19 protein-coding genes are annotated in these 20,075 nt (G+C 56.6%); 16 read left to right on the top strand and 3 right to left on the bottom strand.

Going from position 1 to position 20,075, the window contains the following annotated elements; genetic code table 11:
• Positions 1-15: 15 nt before the first annotated feature.
• Both ASE07_RS06735 and map read right to left on the bottom strand, forming a co-directional pair.
• On the bottom strand, positions 16-2,568 hold the full coding sequence (locus tag ASE07_RS06735) for a [protein-PII] uridylyltransferase (RefSeq protein WP_057290046.1): 2,553 nt from the start codon (positions 2,566-2,568) through the stop codon (positions 16-18).
• 3 nt (positions 2,569-2,571) lie between these two features.
• A complete protein-coding gene (gene map / locus ASE07_RS06730; protein WP_057290045.1) occupies positions 2,572-3,405 on the bottom strand; it encodes a type I methionyl aminopeptidase in 834 nt (277 codons plus the stop codon).
• A 270-nt stretch (positions 3,406-3,675) separates the two neighbouring features.
• On the opposite strand from map, the gene rpsB reads away from it, so the two are divergent.
• From rpsB to ASE07_RS06650, 16 genes are all read left to right on the top strand, one after another.
• A complete protein-coding gene (gene rpsB, locus ASE07_RS06725) occupies positions 3,676-4,425 on the top strand; it encodes a 30S ribosomal protein S2 (RefSeq protein ID WP_057290044.1) in 750 nt (249 codons plus the stop codon).
• Between the two features lie 127 nt (positions 4,426-4,552).
• Positions 4,553-5,434: a translation elongation factor Ts gene (gene tsf / locus ASE07_RS06720; protein WP_057290043.1), complete on the top strand. Its 882-nt coding sequence runs from the start codon at positions 4,553-4,555 to the stop codon at positions 5,432-5,434.
• A 290-nt stretch (positions 5,435-5,724) separates the two neighbouring features.
• A complete protein-coding gene (gene pyrH, locus ASE07_RS06715) occupies positions 5,725-6,441 on the top strand; it encodes a UMP kinase (protein WP_057290042.1) in 717 nt (238 codons plus the stop codon).
• Between the two features lie 42 nt (positions 6,442-6,483).
• Complete coding sequence (frr, locus tag ASE07_RS06710) at positions 6,484-7,044, top strand: ribosome recycling factor (RefSeq protein WP_057290041.1); 561 nt, start codon at positions 6,484-6,486, stop codon at positions 7,042-7,044.
• Positions 7,045-7,233: 189 nt separating this feature from the next.
• Entirely contained in the window at positions 7,234-7,992 is a 759-nt protein-coding gene (gene uppS, locus ASE07_RS06705) for a polyprenyl diphosphate synthase (RefSeq protein ID WP_057290040.1), read from the top strand.
• Positions 7,992-8,810 (top strand): phosphatidate cytidylyltransferase, encoded by an 819-nt coding sequence (locus ASE07_RS06700; protein ID WP_057290039.1) that lies wholly within the window; start codon positions 7,992-7,994, stop codon positions 8,808-8,810. Before uppS ends, ASE07_RS06700 begins: the two co-directional genes overlap by 1 nt.
• Positions 8,811-8,830: 20 nt before the next feature.
• Complete coding sequence (ispC, locus tag ASE07_RS06695) at positions 8,831-10,000, top strand: 1-deoxy-D-xylulose-5-phosphate reductoisomerase (RefSeq protein WP_057290038.1); 1,170 nt, start codon at positions 8,831-8,833, stop codon at positions 9,998-10,000.
• An 11-nt stretch (positions 10,001-10,011) separates the two neighbouring features.
• The gene (gene rseP / locus ASE07_RS06690; RefSeq protein ID WP_057290037.1) at positions 10,012-11,382 is read left to right on the top strand and encodes an RIP metalloprotease RseP; all 1,371 of its coding nucleotides are present in this window, start codon (positions 10,012-10,014) and stop codon (positions 11,380-11,382) included.
• 57 nt (positions 11,383-11,439) lie between these two features.
• Entirely contained in the window at positions 11,440-13,779 is a 2,340-nt protein-coding gene (gene bamA, locus ASE07_RS06685; protein WP_057290036.1) for an outer membrane protein assembly factor BamA, read from the top strand.
• 82 nt (positions 13,780-13,861) lie between these two features.
• Positions 13,862-14,344 carry an OmpH family outer membrane protein gene (locus tag ASE07_RS06680; RefSeq protein ID WP_156396440.1) on the top strand — a complete coding sequence of 161 codons (483 nt, stop codon included), beginning with the start codon at positions 13,862-13,864 and terminating at the stop codon, positions 14,342-14,344.
• A gap of 170 nt (positions 14,345-14,514) precedes the next feature.
• Positions 14,515-15,564, top strand: a complete 1,050-nt coding sequence (lpxD, locus tag ASE07_RS06675; RefSeq protein WP_057290034.1) for a UDP-3-O-(3-hydroxymyristoyl)glucosamine N-acyltransferase — start codon at positions 14,515-14,517, stop codon at positions 15,562-15,564.
• Positions 15,564-16,034, top strand: a complete 471-nt coding sequence (fabZ, locus tag ASE07_RS06670) for a 3-hydroxyacyl-ACP dehydratase FabZ (protein WP_057290033.1) — start codon at positions 15,564-15,566, stop codon at positions 16,032-16,034. The genes lpxD and fabZ overlap by 1 nt, the downstream gene beginning before the upstream one ends.
• Positions 16,034-16,822, top strand: a complete 789-nt coding sequence (lpxA, locus tag ASE07_RS06665; RefSeq protein WP_057290032.1) for an acyl-ACP--UDP-N-acetylglucosamine O-acyltransferase — start codon at positions 16,034-16,036, stop codon at positions 16,820-16,822. Before fabZ ends, lpxA begins: the two co-directional genes overlap by 1 nt.
• Positions 16,823-16,835: 13 nt before the next feature.
• Positions 16,836-17,972, top strand: a complete 1,137-nt coding sequence (gene lpxB, locus ASE07_RS06660) for a lipid-A-disaccharide synthase (protein ID WP_057290031.1) — start codon at positions 16,836-16,838, stop codon at positions 17,970-17,972.
• On the top strand, positions 17,969-18,592 hold the full coding sequence (gene rnhB / locus ASE07_RS06655) for a ribonuclease HII (RefSeq protein ID WP_057290030.1): 624 nt from the start codon (positions 17,969-17,971) through the stop codon (positions 18,590-18,592). The genes lpxB and rnhB overlap by 4 nt, the downstream gene beginning before the upstream one ends.
• 121 nt (positions 18,593-18,713) lie before the next feature.
• Positions 18,714-19,505 carry a TrmH family RNA methyltransferase gene (locus ASE07_RS06650; protein WP_057290029.1) on the top strand — a complete coding sequence of 264 codons (792 nt, stop codon included), beginning with the start codon at positions 18,714-18,716 and terminating at the stop codon, positions 19,503-19,505.
• An 85-nt stretch (positions 19,506-19,590) separates the two neighbouring features.
• Here ASE07_RS06650 and ASE07_RS06645 read toward each other — a convergent pair whose 3' ends face one another.
• Positions 19,591-19,962, bottom strand: coding sequence for a hypothetical protein (locus ASE07_RS06645; RefSeq protein WP_057290028.1), 372 nt, complete (start codon positions 19,960-19,962; stop codon positions 19,591-19,593).
• Between the last annotated feature and the right edge of the window lie 113 nt (positions 19,963-20,075).

The following is a 20,075-nucleotide window of genomic DNA, read 5'->3' as shown; positions in this document are numbered from 1 at the left end:
CAATAGAAAAAGGAATCAGACCCGCAAGGCGTCCAGCAGATCGCTTTCAAGCTGTATCTGGCTGCGGGCATTGTTGAGTGTGGGGCCGTCGACAAGGAAGACGTCTTCCACGCGCTCGCCGAGCGTCATGATCTTGGCCGTGTGCAGATTGACACGGTATCTGGCCAGCACATTCGCAATCGAGTACAGCAAGCCGTTGCGGTCATTGGCTGACACGGAGAGCAGGTAATACTGGCCACGCTCGTCGGGACGCAAATCGACGGTAGGTGTAATCGGGAACGTGCGGGACAGGCGGGACAGACGTCCCACGGTGGGCGGCGGCAATGCTTCGCGCGTCTCCAGCAAACGGGTCAATTCGTGCTCAACCAGGCTGATGATGTCGCGATAGCTGTTGGCGAATGCCGGTTCGGTAACCAGGAAAGTATCGAGTGCATAGCCATGGCGCGTGGTGTGAATCTTCGCATCCAGAATGCTGAAGTTCTTGCGGTCGAAATAGCTGCAGATCCGTGCGAACAGATCTGGCTGGTCTTTCACGTACACGGCGACCTGCACGCCTTCGCCGATCGGCGCGAGGCGGCACTTGACGACCGGTGTGGGACTATCCGTCTTGTTATACAACGAGCGGGTCTGCCAGGCGATGTCGGCCGCGTCATGCCGCAGGAAATACGCCACATCGAGCTGCTGCCACAACTTCTGGTGCGCATTCTCCGGCAGGCCATAGAGCCGCAGTGTCTTGAGTGCAGCTTCCTGTCGGTTCTTCAGTTCATGATCCGCGGACGGATCTTCGCCGCCGAGCACGCGCAGGGTCATGCGATACAGGTCTTCCAGCAGCTTGCCCTTCCAGGCATTCCAGACTTTCGGGCTGGTGCCGCGAATATCGGCCACCGTCAGGAGATACAGCGCGGTCAGATGGCGCTCGTCCTTCACCAGGTTGGCAAACCCGCGGATCACGTCGGGATCCGAGAGATCCTGCTTCTGCGCGACCTGCGACATGGAAAGATGATGCTCAACCAGAAACACCACCAGATTGGTATCTTCCTTCGTTAAGCCGTGGTCCCGGCAGAAGCGGCGCGCATCGGCCATGCCAAGCCGGGAATGATCGCCGCCACGCCCCTTCGCGATATCATGGAACAGCGCAGCGATATACAGCAGCCACGGCTGCGCAAAGTTCGCCATCAACTGGCTGCAGAACGGGTATTCGTGGGCGTGCTCGGACATGGTGAAGCGGCGCACGTTGCGCACCACCATCAGGATGTGCTGATCTACGGTGTAGACATGAAACAAGTCATGCTGCATCTGCCCGATGATGCGGCGGAAGTTCGGCAGATAGCGGCCCAGGATGCTGGTCTGGTTCATTCCGCGCAAGGCGTGAGTGATGCCCTTGGGCGCTTGAATAATCTTGAGAAACAGCGCACGGTTCGCGGGATCACGGCGGAAGCTGCTGTCGATCCGGACGCGGGCGTGCCACAGTGCACGCAAGGTGCGGGCGGTCATTCCCTGCAGTTCGGAATGCTGCGCCAGCAACAGGAATACTTCCAGCATCGCTGACGGCGTGACTTCGAAGGTATCGTCCTTCGCGATATCGATCAGGCCGTTGACTTCATTGAAGCGCTCGTTAATGGGCAGCGGCGAACCGGGCTGCGGAAAGAGCTGTGCCTCGATGTTTTGCAGCAGGATGGTATTGAGCTGGGTGACCGCTTTCGCTGCCCAGTAATAATGCTGCATCAGGTATTCGCTGGCCCGACGGGTTTCGGTGGTGTGGAAGCCGAAAGTTTCCGCAATCGGTGTCTGTACATCGAATACCAGGCGGTCTTCGCGACGGCCGGTGTAGATATGCAGGCGGATACGGATATCCTTGAAGGCGCGCTCCTTTTGCATCAGCTGGCGCGCTTCGGTCGCAGTGATCAGGCCGCGCTCGGCAAGCTTGCGCCAGGAGTCGCCCAGTCCCGCCGCCTTGGCGACCCAAAGGATGACCTGCAGATCGCGTAGCCCGCCGGGGCTTTCCTTGCAATTCGGCTCAAGGCTATATGGCGTGTCTTCGTATTTGACGTGCCGTTGCCGCATTTCCAGGGTCTTCGCCTGAAAGAACGCCTGTGGATTGATGGCGGCATTGCAACGCTCGCGCAAGAATTGGAACAGCTTGCGGTTGCCGGTGATCAGGCGTGCTTCGAGCAAGCTTGTCTGTACCGTGATGTCGGCGGCGGACTCGGACAGGCATTCGTCGACTGTGCGGATACTGTGACCGATCTCCAGTCCGATATCCCAGAACAGCTGGACCAGTTCTTCCAGCTTCGAACGCAGCGCCTCATCCGCCGGAGACTCCAGCAAAATCAGCACATCCACATCCGAATGCGGAAACAGCTCGCCGCGGCCATAGCCGCCGACGGCAACCAGGGCTGCACTCGTTGGTAAGCCGATCGTCTGACACGCATGGATCAGCGCAGCATCCACATTCTGGCGCAGGCGCACCAGCAGCTTTTCCGGCTTGCCTTCAGCCTGGAAGGCGACGATAGCCGCCTGGCGTTCGCTCTTGAGCTGCTCCTTGAGCGTCAACGCGAGAGTTGCCATTGATTAAGCTGTGACCGGGTTGGAACTGATCGCTTGTTGGATGAACGCCGGAGGCGCAGGCATGCCAGGCGATACGGTCAGGATTTCATATCCTGTTTCCGTCACGAGCACGGTATGTTCCCACTGCGCGGAAAGACTGCGATCCTTGGTCTTGATCGTCCAGCCATCACCCATTTCGCGAATGTCGCGCTTGCCGGCATTGATCATCGGTTCTACCGTGAAAATCATGCCGGAAACCAGTTTCTCCAGCGTGCCCGGACGGCCGTAATGCAAGACCTGCGGCTCTTCATGGAAAACCTTGCCGATGCCGTGACCGCAAAATTCGCGAACGACACTGTAGCCGGCTTTTTCAGCATGCTGCTGGATGACAAAGCCGATGTCGCCAAGGTGTGCGCCCGGCTTGATCTTGGAAATGCCCAGCCACATGCACTCATAGGTGATCTCGGTCAGACGCTTGGCGAGGATCGACGGCTCGCCGACAAAGAACATGCGGCTGGTATCGCCGTGATACCCATCTTTGATCACCGTGATATCGATGTTGAGTACATCGCCGTTCTTCAAGACCTTGTCACCCGGAATGCCATGGCAAATGACATCGTTGACCGAAGTGCAGATTGCCTTGGGATAAGGCGTATAACCGGGTGGGCAATAATTCAGGGGGGCGGGAATGGTGCCTTGCACATTTGTCATGTATTCGTGGCAAAGACGATCCAGTTCGCCGGTGGTGACACCTGGCTTCACATACGGAGCAATGTAATCCAGCACTTCGGCGGCAAGCCGGCCAGCAATGCGCATGCCCTTGATATCGTCTTCGGTTTTGATCGTGATGGAACCCATAGCTAGCCAAACTGCGCGGGAAAGCGCGAAAATAGTCAATATGAAATTATAGACGACCGCAGCCACCTTCGCCTAAAGGCCGGCGCAGCGGCGCTTGAAATAATTCCGGAAGATGGGGTAGAATCTCGGGTTAGCTCGAAATGACTTCAAGGTAAATCGGAGTTGGACCGGGCTAAATTCTTTAAATCGCGAGTCCGGTCGCAAAGGGTGCCTTCCGCAGTAGTCTGCAGGGTAACTGACCGGATTCCAGACCCAACCCTGGAGAAATTCATGTCCGTTACTATGCGCGAAATGCTGGAAGCCGGTGTCCACTTTGGTCACCAGACACGCTTCTGGAACCCCAAAATGGCCCCGTACATCTTCGGCCACCGCAACAAGATTCATATCGTCAATCTGGAAAAGACCCTGGGCATGTACCAGGAGGCGATGAAGTACATCCGTCAGTTGGCATCCAATCGCGGCACCATCCTCTTGGTCGGCACCAAGCGCCAGGCTCGTGACATCGTTGCAGCCGAAGCGCAGCGCGCAGGCATGCCTTTCGTTGACCAGCGCTGGCTGGGCGGCATGCTGACCAACTTCAAGACCATCAAGACCTCGATCAAGCGCCTGAAAGAAATGGAAGTCGCAATGGAAGACGGTTCGGTCGAGAAGTTGAGCAAGAAGGAAGGGCTGATGTTCCAGCGCGAGATGGAAAAGCTGCAGAAGTCCATCGGCGGTATCAAGGACATGGGCGGTATTCCTGACGCGATCTTCGTGATCGACGTCGGCTACCACAAGGGCGCGATCACCGAAGCCGCCAAGCTTGGCATCCCGGTCATCGGCGTTGTGGATACCAACCACTCCCCTGAAGGCGTCACTTACGTCATTCCTGGCAACGACGACTCCTCCAAGGCAATCACCCTGTACGCGCGTGGCGTGGCAGACGCGATCCTGGAAGGCCGTGCCAATGCAACCAATGACGTGCTCGACGCCGTCAAGGGTGGAGCCGACGAATTCGTTGAGGTCAGCGAGCAGGCCTAAGCCCTGCGCCTGATGTGTCGGGCATTCTGAAAGGGGGCAACAGTCGTTCGCCCCTTTTTTGTACCCGGCCTGAACGTATTGTGATTGAACGCGTCGCATAGACGCTTATTGAATTGAGGAGAATGACATGGCGGCAATTACCGCAGCGATGGTTGGCGAACTGCGCGCAAAGACAGACGCGCCGATGATGGAATGCAAAAAAGCACTGACAGAAGCTGAAGGCGATCTGGTCCGTGCTGAAGAAATCCTGCGTGTAAAGCTGGGCAGCAAGGCCTCCAAGGCAGCGTCCCGCATTACCGCTGAAGGCGTAGTGGCTGCTTACATTTCCGGCAACGTCGGTGCGCTGGTCGAAGTTAACTGCGAAACCGACTTCGTGACCAAGAATGACGATTTCATCGCGCTGGCAAACGCGGCAGCCAAGCTGGTTGCTGAAAATAATCCTGCTGACGTGGCTGCACTGTCCGCATTGCCGTTCGAGGGCAAAACCTTGGACGAAGTGCGCGCCGCACTGGTCGGCAAAATCGGCGAAAACATGTCGTTCCGCCGCTTCAAGCGCTATGAAACCGACGGCAAGCTGACTGCTTACCTGCACGGCACCCGTATCGGCGTGCTGGTCGATTTCGCAGGTGCAGACGAGCAAGTCGGCAAAGATGTCGCGATGCACGTTGCTGCAATGAAACCGGTTGCGCTGTCGTCTAATGACGTTCCGGCCGATCTGATCGAAAAAGAGCGTTCGATCGCCACCCAGAAAGCTGCTGAATCCGGCAAGCCGGCCGACATCGTCGCGAAGATGGTTGAAGGCACCGTTCAGAAGTACCTGAAAGAAGTGTCGCTGTTTAACCAGCCGTTCGTAAAGAACGACAAGCAGACCGTCGAGCAAATGCTCAAGGCCGCAAACACGACTGTCAAGTCGTTCACCATGTTCGTCGTCGGCGAAGGCATCGAGAAGAAACAGGATGACTTCGCAGCCGAGGTGGCAGCCCAAGTCGCTGCCGCCAAGCAGGCGTAAGAAAAAAGCGGGCCGAAAGGCCCGTTTTTATAGGTGAGCCGATATCATATTGCCCACCTGGCTGTGTATGCGAAGTTGCGTTGGTGCCGTGAAGCAGCGAACAGCACGTATCTGGAAAGTGTAGTCGACCAGATAATTCCGGTTGGCATTGCTTTGTGCGTGACCTGTCGCACCGTATACCTGCCGCCCGTATGTCATTGCGTCTTGAGCCACACGATGGCTTTCTGGCCTTGGCAGCGGGAACACAATATATTCATCTTGAATCGGACAATTATTAGGAGTCCAAGTCCATGACAAAACCAGCTTACAAGCGCGTCCTCCTCAAACTGTCGGGGGAAGCGTTAATGGGCGACGATGCATATGGCATCAATCGCTCAACCATTGAGCGCATGGTGGCGGACGTGGCGGAAGTCGCCAAGCTGGGGGTGGAACTGGCAATCGTGATTGGCGGTGGAAACATTTTTCGCGGCGTGGCGCCAGGCGCGCAAGGCATGGATCGCGCGACGGCCGATTACATGGGCATGCTGGCCACTGTCATGAACTCTCTTGCGCTGGCCGATGCCATGCGCCAGGCCGGAATCACCGCACGCGTCATGTCCGCCATCGCCATCGAGCAGGTGGTTGAGCCTTACGTTCGCCCAAAGGCATTGCAATATCTTGAAGAAGGCAAAATAGTGGTATTTGCCGCCGGTACTGGTAATCCCTTCTTTACGACCGACACTGCCGCCGCCTTGCGCGGCTCCGAAATCGGAGCGGAAATCGTCTTGAAGGCAACCAAAGTCGATGGAGTGTACAGCGCGGATCCAAACAAGGACCGCAACGCAACACGTTATTCGACCATTACCTTCGATGAGGCGATCGCCAAGCACTTGCAGGTCATGGATGCGACAGCATTTGCGCTATGTCGCGACCAGAAATTGCCGATCAAGGTATTTTCCATCGTCAAGCCGGGTGCCCTGAAAAACGTGATCATGGGCGAAGACGAGGGGACATTGGTCCACGTGTAATTCGAGTCTTACTCGTTGTAACTGGTAATAGAGGAGAGCAGCATGACAGTCGTTGACGTCAAAAAGAACGCCGAACAAAAAATGCAAAAGTCGATCGAGACGCTGAAAGCCGATCTCGCCAAGGTACGTACAGGGCGTGCACATGTCGGAATTCTTGATCATGTGCAGGTGGATTACTACGGTACACCGACCCAGATCAACCAGGTCGCGAACGTGACACTGATTGACGCGCGTACCATCGGGGTCCAGCCGTGGGAAAAGAAGATGGTTGCGGTGGTCGAGAAAGCCATCCGCGAGTCAGATCTTGGCTTGAACCCCTCGACTCAGGGTGACATGATCCGTGTCCCGACTCCCCCGCTGACGGAAGAACGCCGCAAGGAAATCGTCAAGCTCGTCAAAGGTGAAGGCGAAGACTCGAAGGTCGCGATTCGCAATATCCGTCGCGATTCGAATGAGGCCCTGAAGAAGTTGCTCAAGGACAAGGCTTGTTCCGAAGATGACGAGCGCCGTGCCCAGGACGATGTCCAGAAGCTGACCGACAAGTTTGTTGCTGAAGTCGACAAACTTATCGCTGAAAAGGAAAAAGAGCTTCTGACGGTGTAAATTTCTTCTTGTCGGGTGCGATGAATCTTTCAATGCGCCCGATTAGCAAGAAAAAAGTGAAGGCAACGCGCCTGATGGTTGCCATTTAGCAAGGCGTGCTTCATATGGCGGTATATAGTCTGACCAGGGCCATGTCCCTGATTGACTGAAAAACCACCACGACAACCTATTTTTCGCTTAAGCCCTCACATGACCTATTTGAGCTCAACTCAAGCGGTACCTGAACTTCCTCCTGTGCCACGCCATGTCGCCATCATCATGGATGGAAATGGTCGATGGGCAACCAGGCGTTTCATGCCACGCGTTGCTGGACACGCCAAGGGCGTTGAAGCGGTGCGCGCGGTCGTCGAGGCCTGTGTTGAGCGCGGCATCGAATACCTGACCCTGTTCGCCTTCAGCTCCGAGAACTGGCGTCGTCCGGCAGAGGAAGTGTCGCTGCTCATGCGGCTATTCGTCATGGCCCTTGAACGCGAAGTCGCAAAGATGCATGCCAATGGCATTCGCCTGAGAGTCGTCGGGGATTTAAGCCGATTTGACGACAAACTTCGTCGATTGATCGCCAGCGCGGAGCGCAGGACCGCCCACAATACCCGGCTCACCGTGACTGTTTGTGCAAACTACGGCGGCCGCTGGGATATCATGCAGGCAATTGGGAAGATGGTCGCCCAGCATCCCGGCGCAACCGACTTCTCTGAGGATCAGCTCGCGCCTCATCTTGCCATGGCCTACGCGCCAGAGCCGGATCTGTTTATCCGGACTGGCGGCGAAGAGCGCATTTCGAATTTTCTTTTGTGGCAGCTCGCTTACACTGAATTTTATTTCACAGAAACCTATTGGCCGGATTTTAATGCGGAAGAACTTGATAAGGCTATCGACTCTTATCACCAACGGGAGCGTCGTTTCGGCCGTACCAGCGCCCAGGTCACAGAGCAGAAAAAGGCGTCGTAATGCTCAAAACACGCGTCATCACGGCGCTGGTATTGCTGGCGGTTCTGCTTACAGTATTGTTTTCGAAGTCTTTTATCCTTTTCTCTGTCGTGATCGCCGCCTTCTTCGCGGCCGCTGCGTGGGAGAGTTTTCGGTTGTTCCAGGTGCGCCAGGCCATTCCTGGGGCAGTTATCTGGACAGCAGCCTTCCTGTATCTGTTATTGAAGGGTGAACCCGAGTCCGCGCGTTTGCTCTTCATGCTGAGCGTCGCAATCTGGGTGATCCGTCTCATTCCTTCCCTTAAATTTGGTTTGCCACCGCTCGATGCCTTGGGTAACCGCCTGCTGAACGGCATCTACGGAATTGCGATACTTGGTTGTTTCCTGGCGATCGTCGCCTTGTTTCAACGCTCGCCGGTATATCTTCTTTCCGTCATGGCGATTGTCTGGATCGCCGACATCGGCGCGTACTTTTCCGGTAAGGCATTTGGAAAGCGCAAACTCGCACCAACCATTTCTCCAGGCAAATCCTGGGAAGGTGCCATTGGTGGCTGGCTGGCGGTGCTGATCATCACCGCTGCGTCAACGTTTCACCCGCTGCTCGCCGATACATTCGCACCGCAGGTTCTGGCGCGTTGGGGTTGGGGTGGTTTCTTCGTTGTGATGACTTTGATGGTTGCGGCAAGTATCGTTGGCGACCTGTTTGAATCACAGCTCAAACGTCGCGCGGGCATGAAGGACAGCAGTAATCTGTTGCCCGGACATGGCGGCGTTCTTGACCGGATTGACGCCCTGATACCGACTCTGCCGCTTGCCGCGCTGCTCGGTGCATGGCTATGAATACACATAGGTAAGGCAGTATGCAACGAATTACGATTCTCGGCGCCACCGGTTCCATCGGCGTGTCCACACTGGATGTCGTCGCACGCCATCCGGATCGTTACCGTGTCCATGCCCTGACCGCGCATCAGCGCGTGGACGAACTTGCCGAGCAATGCGCGCGGTTCAAGCCGGATGTTGCCGTGGTTGGCACCGCAGCCGCCGCGGATCGCCTGGCAGGCCTGTTCAAGACGAAAGGTCTGACGACTGCCGTAGAGTATGGTGAAGCTGCGCTCTGCCGTGTTGCGAGCAGTGCGGACTGCGATGCTGTCATGGCAGCGATCGTCGGCGCTGCGGGCCTGGCGCCAACCCTGGCAGCGGCTAAAGCCGGTAAAAAAGTATTATTGGCCAATAAGGAAGCGCTGGTGATGTCCGGCCGCCTGTTCATGGAGGCCATTGCCGCGAGCGGCGCAACCCTGCTGCCTATCGACAGTGAACATAATGCTATTTTCCAGTGCCTTCCTCACGGCTATGGACGTGTACCCGATAATCATGGTGTCGCCAAGGTCTTGCTGACTGCGTCCGGTGGCCCATTCCTCCATCGAGCGGTGGAAACGCTTGAAAACGTGACGCCGGAAGAGGCGGTCGCGCATCCAAACTGGGTTATGGGGCGCAAGATTTCGGTAGACTCGGCCACCATGATGAACAAGGGGCTGGAAGTCATCGAAGCCCACTGGCTGTTCGGCGCACCGGCCAGCCAGATTGAGGTGGTCATTCACCCGCAAAGCGTGATCCATTCCATGGTGTCCTATGTTGACGGCTCCGTCCTCGCACAACTCGGTAATCCAGACATGCGTACACCAATTGCCCATGCGCTGGCCTATCCGGAGCGGATCACCTCCGGGGTGGCGGCAGTGGACCTCGTCAAGATCGGGCAACTGGCGTTTCATCGTCCGGACTTTACGCGTTTCCCCTGCCTGCGTCTTGCCTATGAGGCATTATCGGCTGGCGGCACCGCGCCGGCTATACTGAACGCGGCAAATGAAGTTGCTGTCCAAGCATTTTTAGATCGCAAGATCGGGTTCCGCGCAATTGATCGTGTCATTGACCAGGTCATGGAGCGATTGCCCCATGGCGAATTGTCCGATATCGGCGCGCTGCTCGAACAGGACCTCCGAGCCCGGGAGGCGGCCCAGTCCTTTATTCAATAGGCAGTCCAGTTATGACTTTCCTGCAAACCGTGATCGCGTTCCTCGCAGCGCTCGCCGTATTGGTTGTAGTCCACGAACTTGGCCACTATTGGGTCGCCCGCTGGTGCGGCGTCAAAGTACTCCGTTTTTCGGTTGGCATGGGTAAAATCGTCTGGTCGCGACGTTTCGGGCCAGACCAGACCGAGTGGGCAATCTCGATGCTGCCGCTTGGCGGCTATGTCAAGATGCTGGACGCCCGCGAGCAGGATGTGAGCACGCTTCCTCCCGCCGAATTGAAGCGGGAATTCACCAGTCAGTCTGTCTGGAAGCGTATTGCCATCGTCGCTGCCGGGCCACTCGCCAACTTTCTGCTGGCAATTGCCGTATTCGCCGGCCTGTACAGCTATGGCGTGCCCGAGCCCGCAACCCGTATCCGGGCGATGCCGGAATCCAGTGCAGCGTATCAGGCCGGTCTGCGTGGCGGCGAACTGATCACTGCTGTCAATGGAGAAACGGTTCGCGCCTGGTCCGACCTGCGCTGGAAGCTGACCCAGCTGGCGCTTGAAAAAGCCCCGGCAAGACTGGATGTTCAGCGTCCGAATCCTGCATCGCCGGGTTCCACGTTTGTCGATACGGTCACTGTGCGCCTCGATGGGCTTGTCACAGAAGACCTGGAAGGCGATTTCCTGGCAAAGCTTGGGCTTGACCTGGCGCGCCCCAAACCCGTTCTTGGCAAAATCATGCCCGATGGTCCAGCGATGCAGGCCGGCCTGCGCGAGGGTGACCTGATTCACAAGGTCGGCGACATCACAGTCACTGACGGTCTTGCATTTGTCGAGCTGATTCGCGCGTCTTCCGGCAAACCCTTGCAGATTACGGGTGTGCATGCCAACGGCCAGCCTTTCGACATTACCGTCACGCCGGAGTCCTATTCAAAGGGCGAACAGACAATTGGCCGTATCAAGGCCGAGGTCCCACTTGCTCCGGAAATGATCACCACCAGCGATGCGCCGGTTGCCGCTGTCGCCAAGGCGGTCACAAAGACCTGGGATACAAGCGTCCTTACACTCAAAATGCTTGGTAAAATGCTCATCGGTGAAGTTTCCTGGAAGAATATTACCGGTCCTATCACCATCGCCGACTACGCCGGGCAGACCGCACGCATTGGCATCATCAGCTACCTCACGTTCATTGCGTTCATCAGCATCAGCCTGGGCGTAATGAACCTGCTCCCCATCCCAGTTTTAGACGGGGGGCTTTTACTGTATTATTCGCTGGAACTTTTGACCGGCCGGGCGCTTCCCGAGCGGGTTGGAGAAATAGCCCAGCGTGCAGGAGTGGGCATATTGATGACGTTGATGGCAGTTGCCGTCTTTAACGACATCGTACGGCTCATGTCCTGAGTTCCGGTCAGTTTGCCCGAGGGGGTGACGCGCTGGGACATTGAAAAAAAGTAACCGATGAAATTACAATTCGAGCGTTTTCCCCAGTCCTTTTTCCCCCGTCGCCTCATTGCTATCGCTGCCTTTGCACTTTGCACTGGCAGCGCGCTGGCCGTTGCACCGTTCACGGTCAAGGATATTCGTGTCGAAGGCATTCAGCGTACAGAAGCCGGCACTGTGTTCAGTTACCTTCCAGTGCGCGTTGGCGAGACCTATACCGATGAAAAAGGCGCTGCGGCCATCAAGGCGCTCTACGCAACCGGCTTCTTCAAGGACATCCGGATCGAAGTCGAAGGCGATGTCCTTGTTGTGATGGTCGAAGAGCGACCGGCGATTGCGGGCGTTGAATTTTCGGGCACCAAGGAATTTGACAAGGAAACGTTGACCAAGGCGCTGAAGGATATCGGCCTCGGTGAATCCCGTATCTATGACAAGGCCTTGGTCGACCGTGCCGAGCAGGAACTGAAGCGCCAATACTTGTCGCGCGGCCTGTATGGCGTCCAGATTACGACGACGGTCACTCCGATCGAGCGTAACCGCGTCAACATCAGCTTTGCCGTCGACGAAGGCGATGTTTCCCGCATCAGGCAAATCAATATTATTGGCAACAAGGCGTTTCCTGAAAAGGAACTGCTTGGCCTTCTGAACTTGCGCACGCCGGGTTGGTTTACCTGGTACACGAAAGCCGACCAGTATTCCAAGCAAAAGCTGACTGGCGATATCGAATCGCTGCGCTCGTTCTATCTGAATCGCGGTTACCTCGAAATGCAGGTCGAGTCCACCCAGGTGTCGATTACGCCGGACAAGAAAGACATCTACATCACCATCAATATCAACGAAGGTGAAAAGTACACGGTATCGGGCGTCAAATTCGAAGGCGAAATGTTCGGCCGCGAAGAAGAACTCCGTTCCCTGGTTCAGCTCAAGAGCGGCGACGTCTATTCGGGCGAAAAGCTCGCCGATAGCGTCAAGAAGATTTCGGAGCGCCTGGGTAATTTCGGCTACGCCTTCGCCAACGTCAATGCCAACCCGGAAATCAATCGCGAAAAACGCGAAGTTAGTTTCACTGTACTGATCGATCCCGGCAAACGGGTCTATGTGCGGCGCATCAACGTTGCGGGCAATACCAAGACCCGTGACGAAGTGGTACGCCGCGAATTCCGCCAGTTTGAAAATTCCTGGTACGACGGCGAAAAGATTCGCCTTTCCCGTGACCGCGTCGACCGTCTCGGTTATTTCCGTGAAGTCGGCATCGACACGCCGGAAGTCCCTGGTACAACTGACCAGGTTGACGTCAACATGACCGTGGCCGAAAAGCCGACCGGCAACATCCTGCTCGGTGCCGGCTTTTCAAGCAGTGAAAAAGTCATGCTTACTGGTTCGATCCAGCAGCAAAATGCCTTCGGCAGTGGCAACACGCTGGGCATTGACGTCAATACCAGCCGTCGTAACCGTACTATCGCAGTTTCCACCACGACGCCTTACTTTACAGATGATGGTATCAGCCGCAGCTATGAAGTTTTCCTGCGCACCACCCGTCCCCCCGAGGTTAACACCGGCGACTACGTCATTAAAACAACCGGCGGCAATGTCAAGTTCGGCGTCCCCTTTTCTGAAGTTGACACGGTGTTCTTCGGTCTCGGCGTAGAAAAAACCGACGTGACGACTTATACCGGCGTGCCAGGCTTCAATGACAGCCCTGAGCTTTACAAGCGGTATGTACAGGACTTCGGCGATGGTACCGAGGCAAGCACAACCAGCTTCCCGTTGACCGCCGCCTGGCAGCGCGACAGCCGCGACAGCGCACTGGTGCCGACTGTCGGACGTTATCAGCGTGTCAACCTTGAGATTGCGCCGGCTGGTAGCCTCCAGTATTACCGTGCTGTTTACCAGCACCAGTACTTCATGCCGTTGTTCAGCGCCGTTACGCTGGCGCTGAACGGAGAAGTCGACTACGGTCGCGGCCTGGGGGGCAAACGCTACCCGATTTTCAAGAATTTCTATGCGGGTGGTATCGGTTCGGTACGCGGTTACGAAGGCTCCTCGCTTGGACCGAAGGCATCGAACGGCGACCCGCTCGGTGGTACTTCCCGTATCATTGCCAATGCAGAGCTGCAGTTCCCGTTCCCAGGGTCCGGCAATGACCGGACACTGCGCTGGTTCACCTTCTTTGATGCGGGTAACGTCTACGCCGAAGGTGCCAAGTTCGATGTGTCCGATCTGCGTTACTCGGTCGGTGCAGGTATCAGCTGGGTATCGCCTATCGGGCCGCTCAAGCTGAGCTACGGTATTCCGTTGAAGTCCCAGGCGGGTGACCGAAAGCAGAACTTCCAGTTCCAGCTTGGTACCGGCTTCTGACCGGCGGGTGGCATAATAGTAATTTGATTTGCGGAGAACGACCTTGAAGTTTCCATTTACAAAATCGGTATCGGTCAAGTGCATGGCTCTGCTTGCAGCATTGATGCTGCCCCTCGCGGGCGTCCACGCACAGGACTCGCGTGTCGGCTTCGTCAGCACCGAACGCATCTTCCGCGAGGCGGCTCCTGCAAAAGCAGCACAAGCCAAGATCGAACAGGAATTTTCACGCCGTGAAAAAGAACTGCAGGACATGGCGGCGCGCCTCAAGGGCATGTCTGACAAACTCGACAAAGACGCTGCGATCCTGGCCGAATCCGATCGCGTCAAGCGACAGCGCGAACTGGCCGATCTCGACAAGGATTTCCAGCGCAAGCAGCGCGAGTTTCGAGAAGACCTGAACCAGCGCCGTAATGAAGAGCTGGCCATTGTGCTGGAGCGTACCAACAAGGTGATCAAGCAGATCGCCGAAGCCGAAAAATTCGATATCGTGTTCCAGGAGGCGGTGTACGCCAGCCCGCGTATCGACATTACCGACAAGGTGCTGAAGGCATTAAACGGTAAATAACGTCGTGGGCCTTTGGCGCTGGCCTGTATCCAAGCCAGCCAGATCTTCGCCATGACTGCCGCGCTTTAGTCATCTTCAGCGCAAGGCACGCCGACTCGGCACAAGCCACCTGGACAGGTCGCTTGTGCCGAATACTTTTATAGACGATCCAACATCTGAAGAGGGCCAGAATGAGCTATCGACTGGAACAATTGGTCGAACGCCTCGGAGGTCAACTGATTGGCAAGCCCGAGGTAGTGGTATCCGGCATCGCTCCGCTCGATGCGGCGGCAGCGTCTCATATCACCTTCCTGTCAAACCCCAAGCTTCGCGCCCTTGCTGCACAAACTGAAGCCGCAGCGCTGATATTGTCGCCCGCCGATGATACGGTGGTCAGCACAACCTATGGCGGTACACGGATTGTGACAAGCAATCCCTACGCGTACTTCGCTCGTGTTGCCCAGTTGTTCGCCGAACAGCAGGCGATTCCCGCGACGCCCGGCATTCATCCCACCGCCAGTGTCCATCCCGATGCCCAGATTGCAACGGATGCGAGCATCGGGCCACACGTGACGGTCGAGGCGGGCGCGGTCATCCATTCCGGTGCCGCCATCGATGCTGGGTGCTTCATCGGACGCAACGCGAAAATCGGCGAAGGTACGCACTTCTATGCCAACGTAAGTTTCCATGCGAGATGCGAAATCGGCAGTAACGGCATCATTCATTCCGGCGCGGTCATTGGTGCGGATGGCTTCGGTTTTGCCAAGGAACATGGCACCTGGATCAAGATACCGCAGACCGGCAGGGTGGTCATCGGCAATGACGTCGAAATTGGCGCCAACACCACGATTGATCGTGGTGCGCTGGCCGATACGGTGATCGAAGACGACGTCAAGCTCGATAACCAGATCCAGATCGCGCATAACTGCCATATTGGCGCCCACACGGCCATGGCCGGCTGCGTCGGCGTGGCCGGCAGCGCCAAAATTGGCAAAAACTGTACTTTCGGTGGCGCCGCCATGATCCTCGGCCACCTCACCATTGCCGACAACGTGCATATTTCGTCTGGCAGCCTGGTGTCGCGTTCCATTATGGAATCGGGCCAGTACACGGGCTTCTATCCACTGGCAAAAAATGCCGATTGGGAAAAATCCGCTGCAATCGTGCGCAATCTCGGGTCGATGCGTGAGAAAATTCGCGAGCTCGAAAAAACGATCAAACTGCTCACTGAAAAAAAGTAATGAAAACGCTCGATATCACCCAAATCAAACAATATCTTCCACACCGCTATCCGTTGTTGCTGGTGGACCGGGTGCTGGACTGGGAATCCGGCAAATCGATCACCGCAATCAAGAATGTGACCGTTAACGAAGAGTTCTTCAACGGACACTTTCCGCACAAACCGGTGATGCCCGGCGTCCTCATGATCGAGGCGCTCGCCCAAACCGCGGCCCTGTTGTCCTTTTTGACCATGGGGCAGAAACCGGATGACAACAGCGTGGTCTATTTCGTCGGTATCGACGGCGCGCGCTTCAAGCGGCCAGTCGAGCCGGGCGATCAGCTCAAGATGGAAGTCGAGATTCTGCGCACGGCGCGTGGTATCTGGAAATACAAGGCACAAGGTCTGGTCGATGGGCAGATCGCTGTGGAAGCAGAACTGATGTGCACCATGCGTAGCGCCACCGACGCGAGCCAGCCAGCGGGGCAGTAATGACAACAATCCATCCAACCGCAATCGTTGACGCGAAAGCGGAACTCGACGATTCGGTCGCGATTGGCGCTTATTCCATCATCGGACCGCACGTCAAGATCGGCGCGCGGACCAAAGTGGGGCCGCATGTAGTGATCGAAGGCCATACCACGATCGGGACGGATAACGTATTTTTCCAGTTTTCCTCGATCGGCGGGCCGCCACAGGACAAGAAGTACGCAGGCGAGCCAACCCGCTTGGAGATCGGTGACCGCAATACGATTCGCGAATTTTGCACCTTCAATCTTGGTACCGCTCAGGATGAAGGCGTAACGACGCTTGGCAATGACAACCTGATGCTGGCCTATGTGCATCTTGCGCACGACTGCCGTGTCGGCAACAACACCGTGTTTTCCAACAACGCTTCGCTTGCCGGGCATGTGCATGTCGGCGACTGGGTCATCATGAGCGGCTTTGCCGCGGTGCATCAGTTTTGCAAGATCGGCGACCATGCGTTTGTCGGCATGAATACTAGCCTGACTCAAGACGTACCGCCTTATGTGCTGTTGTCCGGCAATCCGGCGCAGCCGCACGGCATCAATATCGAAGGACTCAAGCGCCGCGGCTTCAGCCGTGAACAAATCAATGATTTGCGCAATGCCTACAAGCTGATCTACAAATCTGGCCTCACATTGGATGAAGCCAAGACAGCACTTGCCGCGGCGGAATCCGCTTCGCCCGCCTCTGCCGAACCGCTTCGGCTAATGCGTACCTTCCTCGACAATAGTACCCGTGGCATCGTCCGCTAAGCTATCGATCGCCATGGTGGCCGGCGAAAGCTCTGGCGACCTGCTGGCCAGCCGCTTGTTGTCCGGGCTGCGGCCGCAGTTGCCGGATGCCGATATCTACGGCATAGGCGGCAAACGCATGGCGGAGTACGGTTTTCGCAGTGAATGGCCAATGGAAAAGCTGTCGGTGCGCGGGCTGTTTGAAGTCCTTGCGCATTACCGGGAAATCAAGGGCATCCAGAATGCACTGCGTGACAAGCTGCTGGCCGAGAAGCCCGCCGCATTCATCGGTGTCGACGCGCCCGATTTCAATTTTGGCCTGGAAGCCCAACTCAAGCAGGCCGGTATTCCGACCATGCATTTCATCAGCCCGTCGATCTGGGCCTGGCGTGGCGGGCGCATCAAGAAGATTGCGCGCGCCGTTTCACACATGCTGGTGGTCTTTCCCTTTGAGGAAGAGATCTACCGCAAGGCAGGCATTCCCGTCAGCTATGTCGGTTATCCGCTTGCGGAAGTGATTCCCATGGAACCCGACGTCGCAGCGGCCCGTGCCGAGCTCGGCCTGCCTGCAGAGGCGCAAGTCGTCGCCATCTTGCCGGGAAGCCGGATGTCGGAACTCAAGTTCAACACCGTTGCCTTCATCGAAGCCGCGCGCCTGCTGGTGCAGCGAAATCCTTCGCTACGCATCGTTGTACCCATGGCCGGTGAACGTCAGCAGGCATACTTTTCCGAATTGATTGCCACGGCTGGTCTCAAAGACGTGCCGCTTCAGATCCTGCCGGGTAAATCGCACACCGCGATGGCCGCTGCCGATGCCGTGCTGGTCGCTTCCGGCACTGCGACGCTGGAAGTGGCGCTGTTCAAGAAACCTATGGTCATTGGCTATAAAATGATGCGGGCATCCTGGGAAGTACTGCGTCACATGGGCTACCAGCCCTGGGTAGGTTTGCCGAACATCCTGGCGCAGGAATTCCTGGTGCCGGAACTGCTGCAGGATGCTGCGACACCGACCGCGCTGGCCGATGCCATGTCGGTGCAGTTGCATGACGCAGCGCATCGCGCACGCCTGTACCAGAGATTCACCGAAATGCATCACTCACTGCTGCGCGACACTGCGAAGGAAAGCGCACAGGCCGTGCTGGAACTGATAGGTCCTAAGGTGGCACTATGAAAAAAATAGCTCCTAGCCTGGCGCTTTTTGATTATGAAGGCGAACTTGTATGCGGTGTGGATGAAGCCGGCAGGGGACCGCTTGCGGGCGCGGTGTATGCCGCTGCTGTCATCCTCGATCCGGCAAGACCGATTGAGGGATTACGCGATTCCAAAAAGTTGTCCGAAGCGAAACGGCAGACCCTTGCAGAGGAAATCAAGCAAAGCGCCATGGCATGGTCGATCGCATTCTGCACCGAAAGCGAAATCGATGAGATCAACATTCTGCAAGCGTCGATGCTAGCCATGCGCCGCGCAGTTGAAGGACTGAAGACCGCGCCGACGCTGGCGCTGATCGACGGTAACCGCTGCCCGGTGATGCAAGTCCGTTCTGAAGCCATCGTCAAGGGCGATGACAAGGTGCCGGCAATTTCCGCCGCATCCATCCTCGCCAAGACGGCACGCGATGCCGCGCTGCTGCAACTGCACCAGCAATATCCTGTGTATGGCTTCGACCAGCACAAGGGTTATCCGACGGCACTGCACCTTGAACGCCTGCGCATGCATGGCGTATCCCCGGTGCACCGTAAGAGCTATGGCCCCGTACGTGAAATGCTTGAACTGAGAGCCGTCGCTTCCTAGACAAATTTCGGATTGGTGTGCGTCAAAGCTGACCCGGTCAACCGTACGCCAAGATGAAATTTGCTTTATAACGTACGACGAGTAGGGTGCTTGCACCGAAACAACGAGACACGCCGTTCGCATGAAAACCATTACCTCCAGGGATAACCCGCTCTTCAAGGAGCTGAAACTATTGGCGACCAGTTCGCAGGCGCGACGCAAGGCCGGACGCAGCCTCCTTGATGGCGTACACCTGTGCCAGACTTATCTTGAACAGGTCGGTATGCCTCCTCTATGCGTAGTGGGCGAAGGTTCTGTCATGCTTCCTGAAGTCACCGCCATCGTCGAGCGTTGTGAGCTAGGCCGGGTACAGTGCGTGGTGTTCCCCGACGCCTTGTACAACACGCTGAGTCAGGTTGAAAACGGCATCGGCCTGCTGTTTGTGGTGGATACACCGCAGACTGCAGTGCCTGGGAAGCTCGCAAGGTCCGCGGTGCTGCTCGATAATCTTCAAGACCCCGGCAATCTGGGTTCCATTCTTCGGAGTGCGGCCGCGGCCGGGATTGAAGAAGTATTCTGCAGTACGGGCACCGCGTTTGCTTGGTCGCCGAAAGTGTTACGGGCCGGTATGGGAGCGCATTTTTCATTGCGCATTGTTGAGAACGTCGATCTGCAGAATCTGATCGCCTCCGCGGAGATTCCAGTGCTTGCCACCAGTTCTCACGCCAGTCGACGGGTATATGACCTCGATCTCAGCCAACCAGTTGCGTGGCTGTTCGGTCATGAGGGACAAGGCGTATCGGAGTCCTTGCTTGCAGCCGCGAGCGAGAAGGTATCGATTCCGCATCTGGGGCCGGTGGAATCGTTGAATGTGGCTGCCAGCGCTGCGGTCTGCTTTTTCGAGCAGGTAAGGCAAAAGACGCTCTCGCAGTAGGCGATTGAGGGCAACGAGCGCACGCACACCACTCGCGCTGATCGCCCCAAGCGGCGGCCAGTTATCTGACTAAGCCTGCTCAAGCCTATTCAGTTGCAAGTGGAACCTGACCTCGGTCAGTGCATTCCTGGTAGACCAGGCCGGGCGCAAGACAACGCTCATCAGGATCAAGCGCCATACCGCTATCCGCCGGGCAGATACGGTCAAACTGATAGGTCCTGCCCTGGATTACCGCATAACGGTAAATCTGCGTATCCCGATAGCTGCCAATCGGTTCGGCAACGCGCTCTGCCGCGTAATACCGGGTTGCTGACGAAGACGATGTCGAGTCGCGCCCATGCCGAACCAGGCCCATCGCCTCGATGTCTGATTCAACCCTGCCCAGACCTTCCTTCAACGCCCAAAAGAAAAATAATAGACCTACCCAAAGGACTAGCTCTATCAGTACCAGATCCATACGACCTCCTCCACGATCCGTACTCTCACTCTATTTATAGTCGACTCGTAAGATTCGCGTAAGGTTCCCGTCGAAATTTATTCCTATTCATTGTTGGAGCGGCATCAATAAAA

Origin of the sequence: Noviherbaspirillum sp. Root189, assembly GCF_001428545.1 — a bacterium.
GTDB lineage: Bacteria > Pseudomonadota > Gammaproteobacteria > Burkholderiales > Burkholderiaceae_D > Noviherbaspirillum.
Note: the sequence above shows the minus strand (reverse complement) of the source record. Positions and strands in the feature narration are given on the sequence as shown.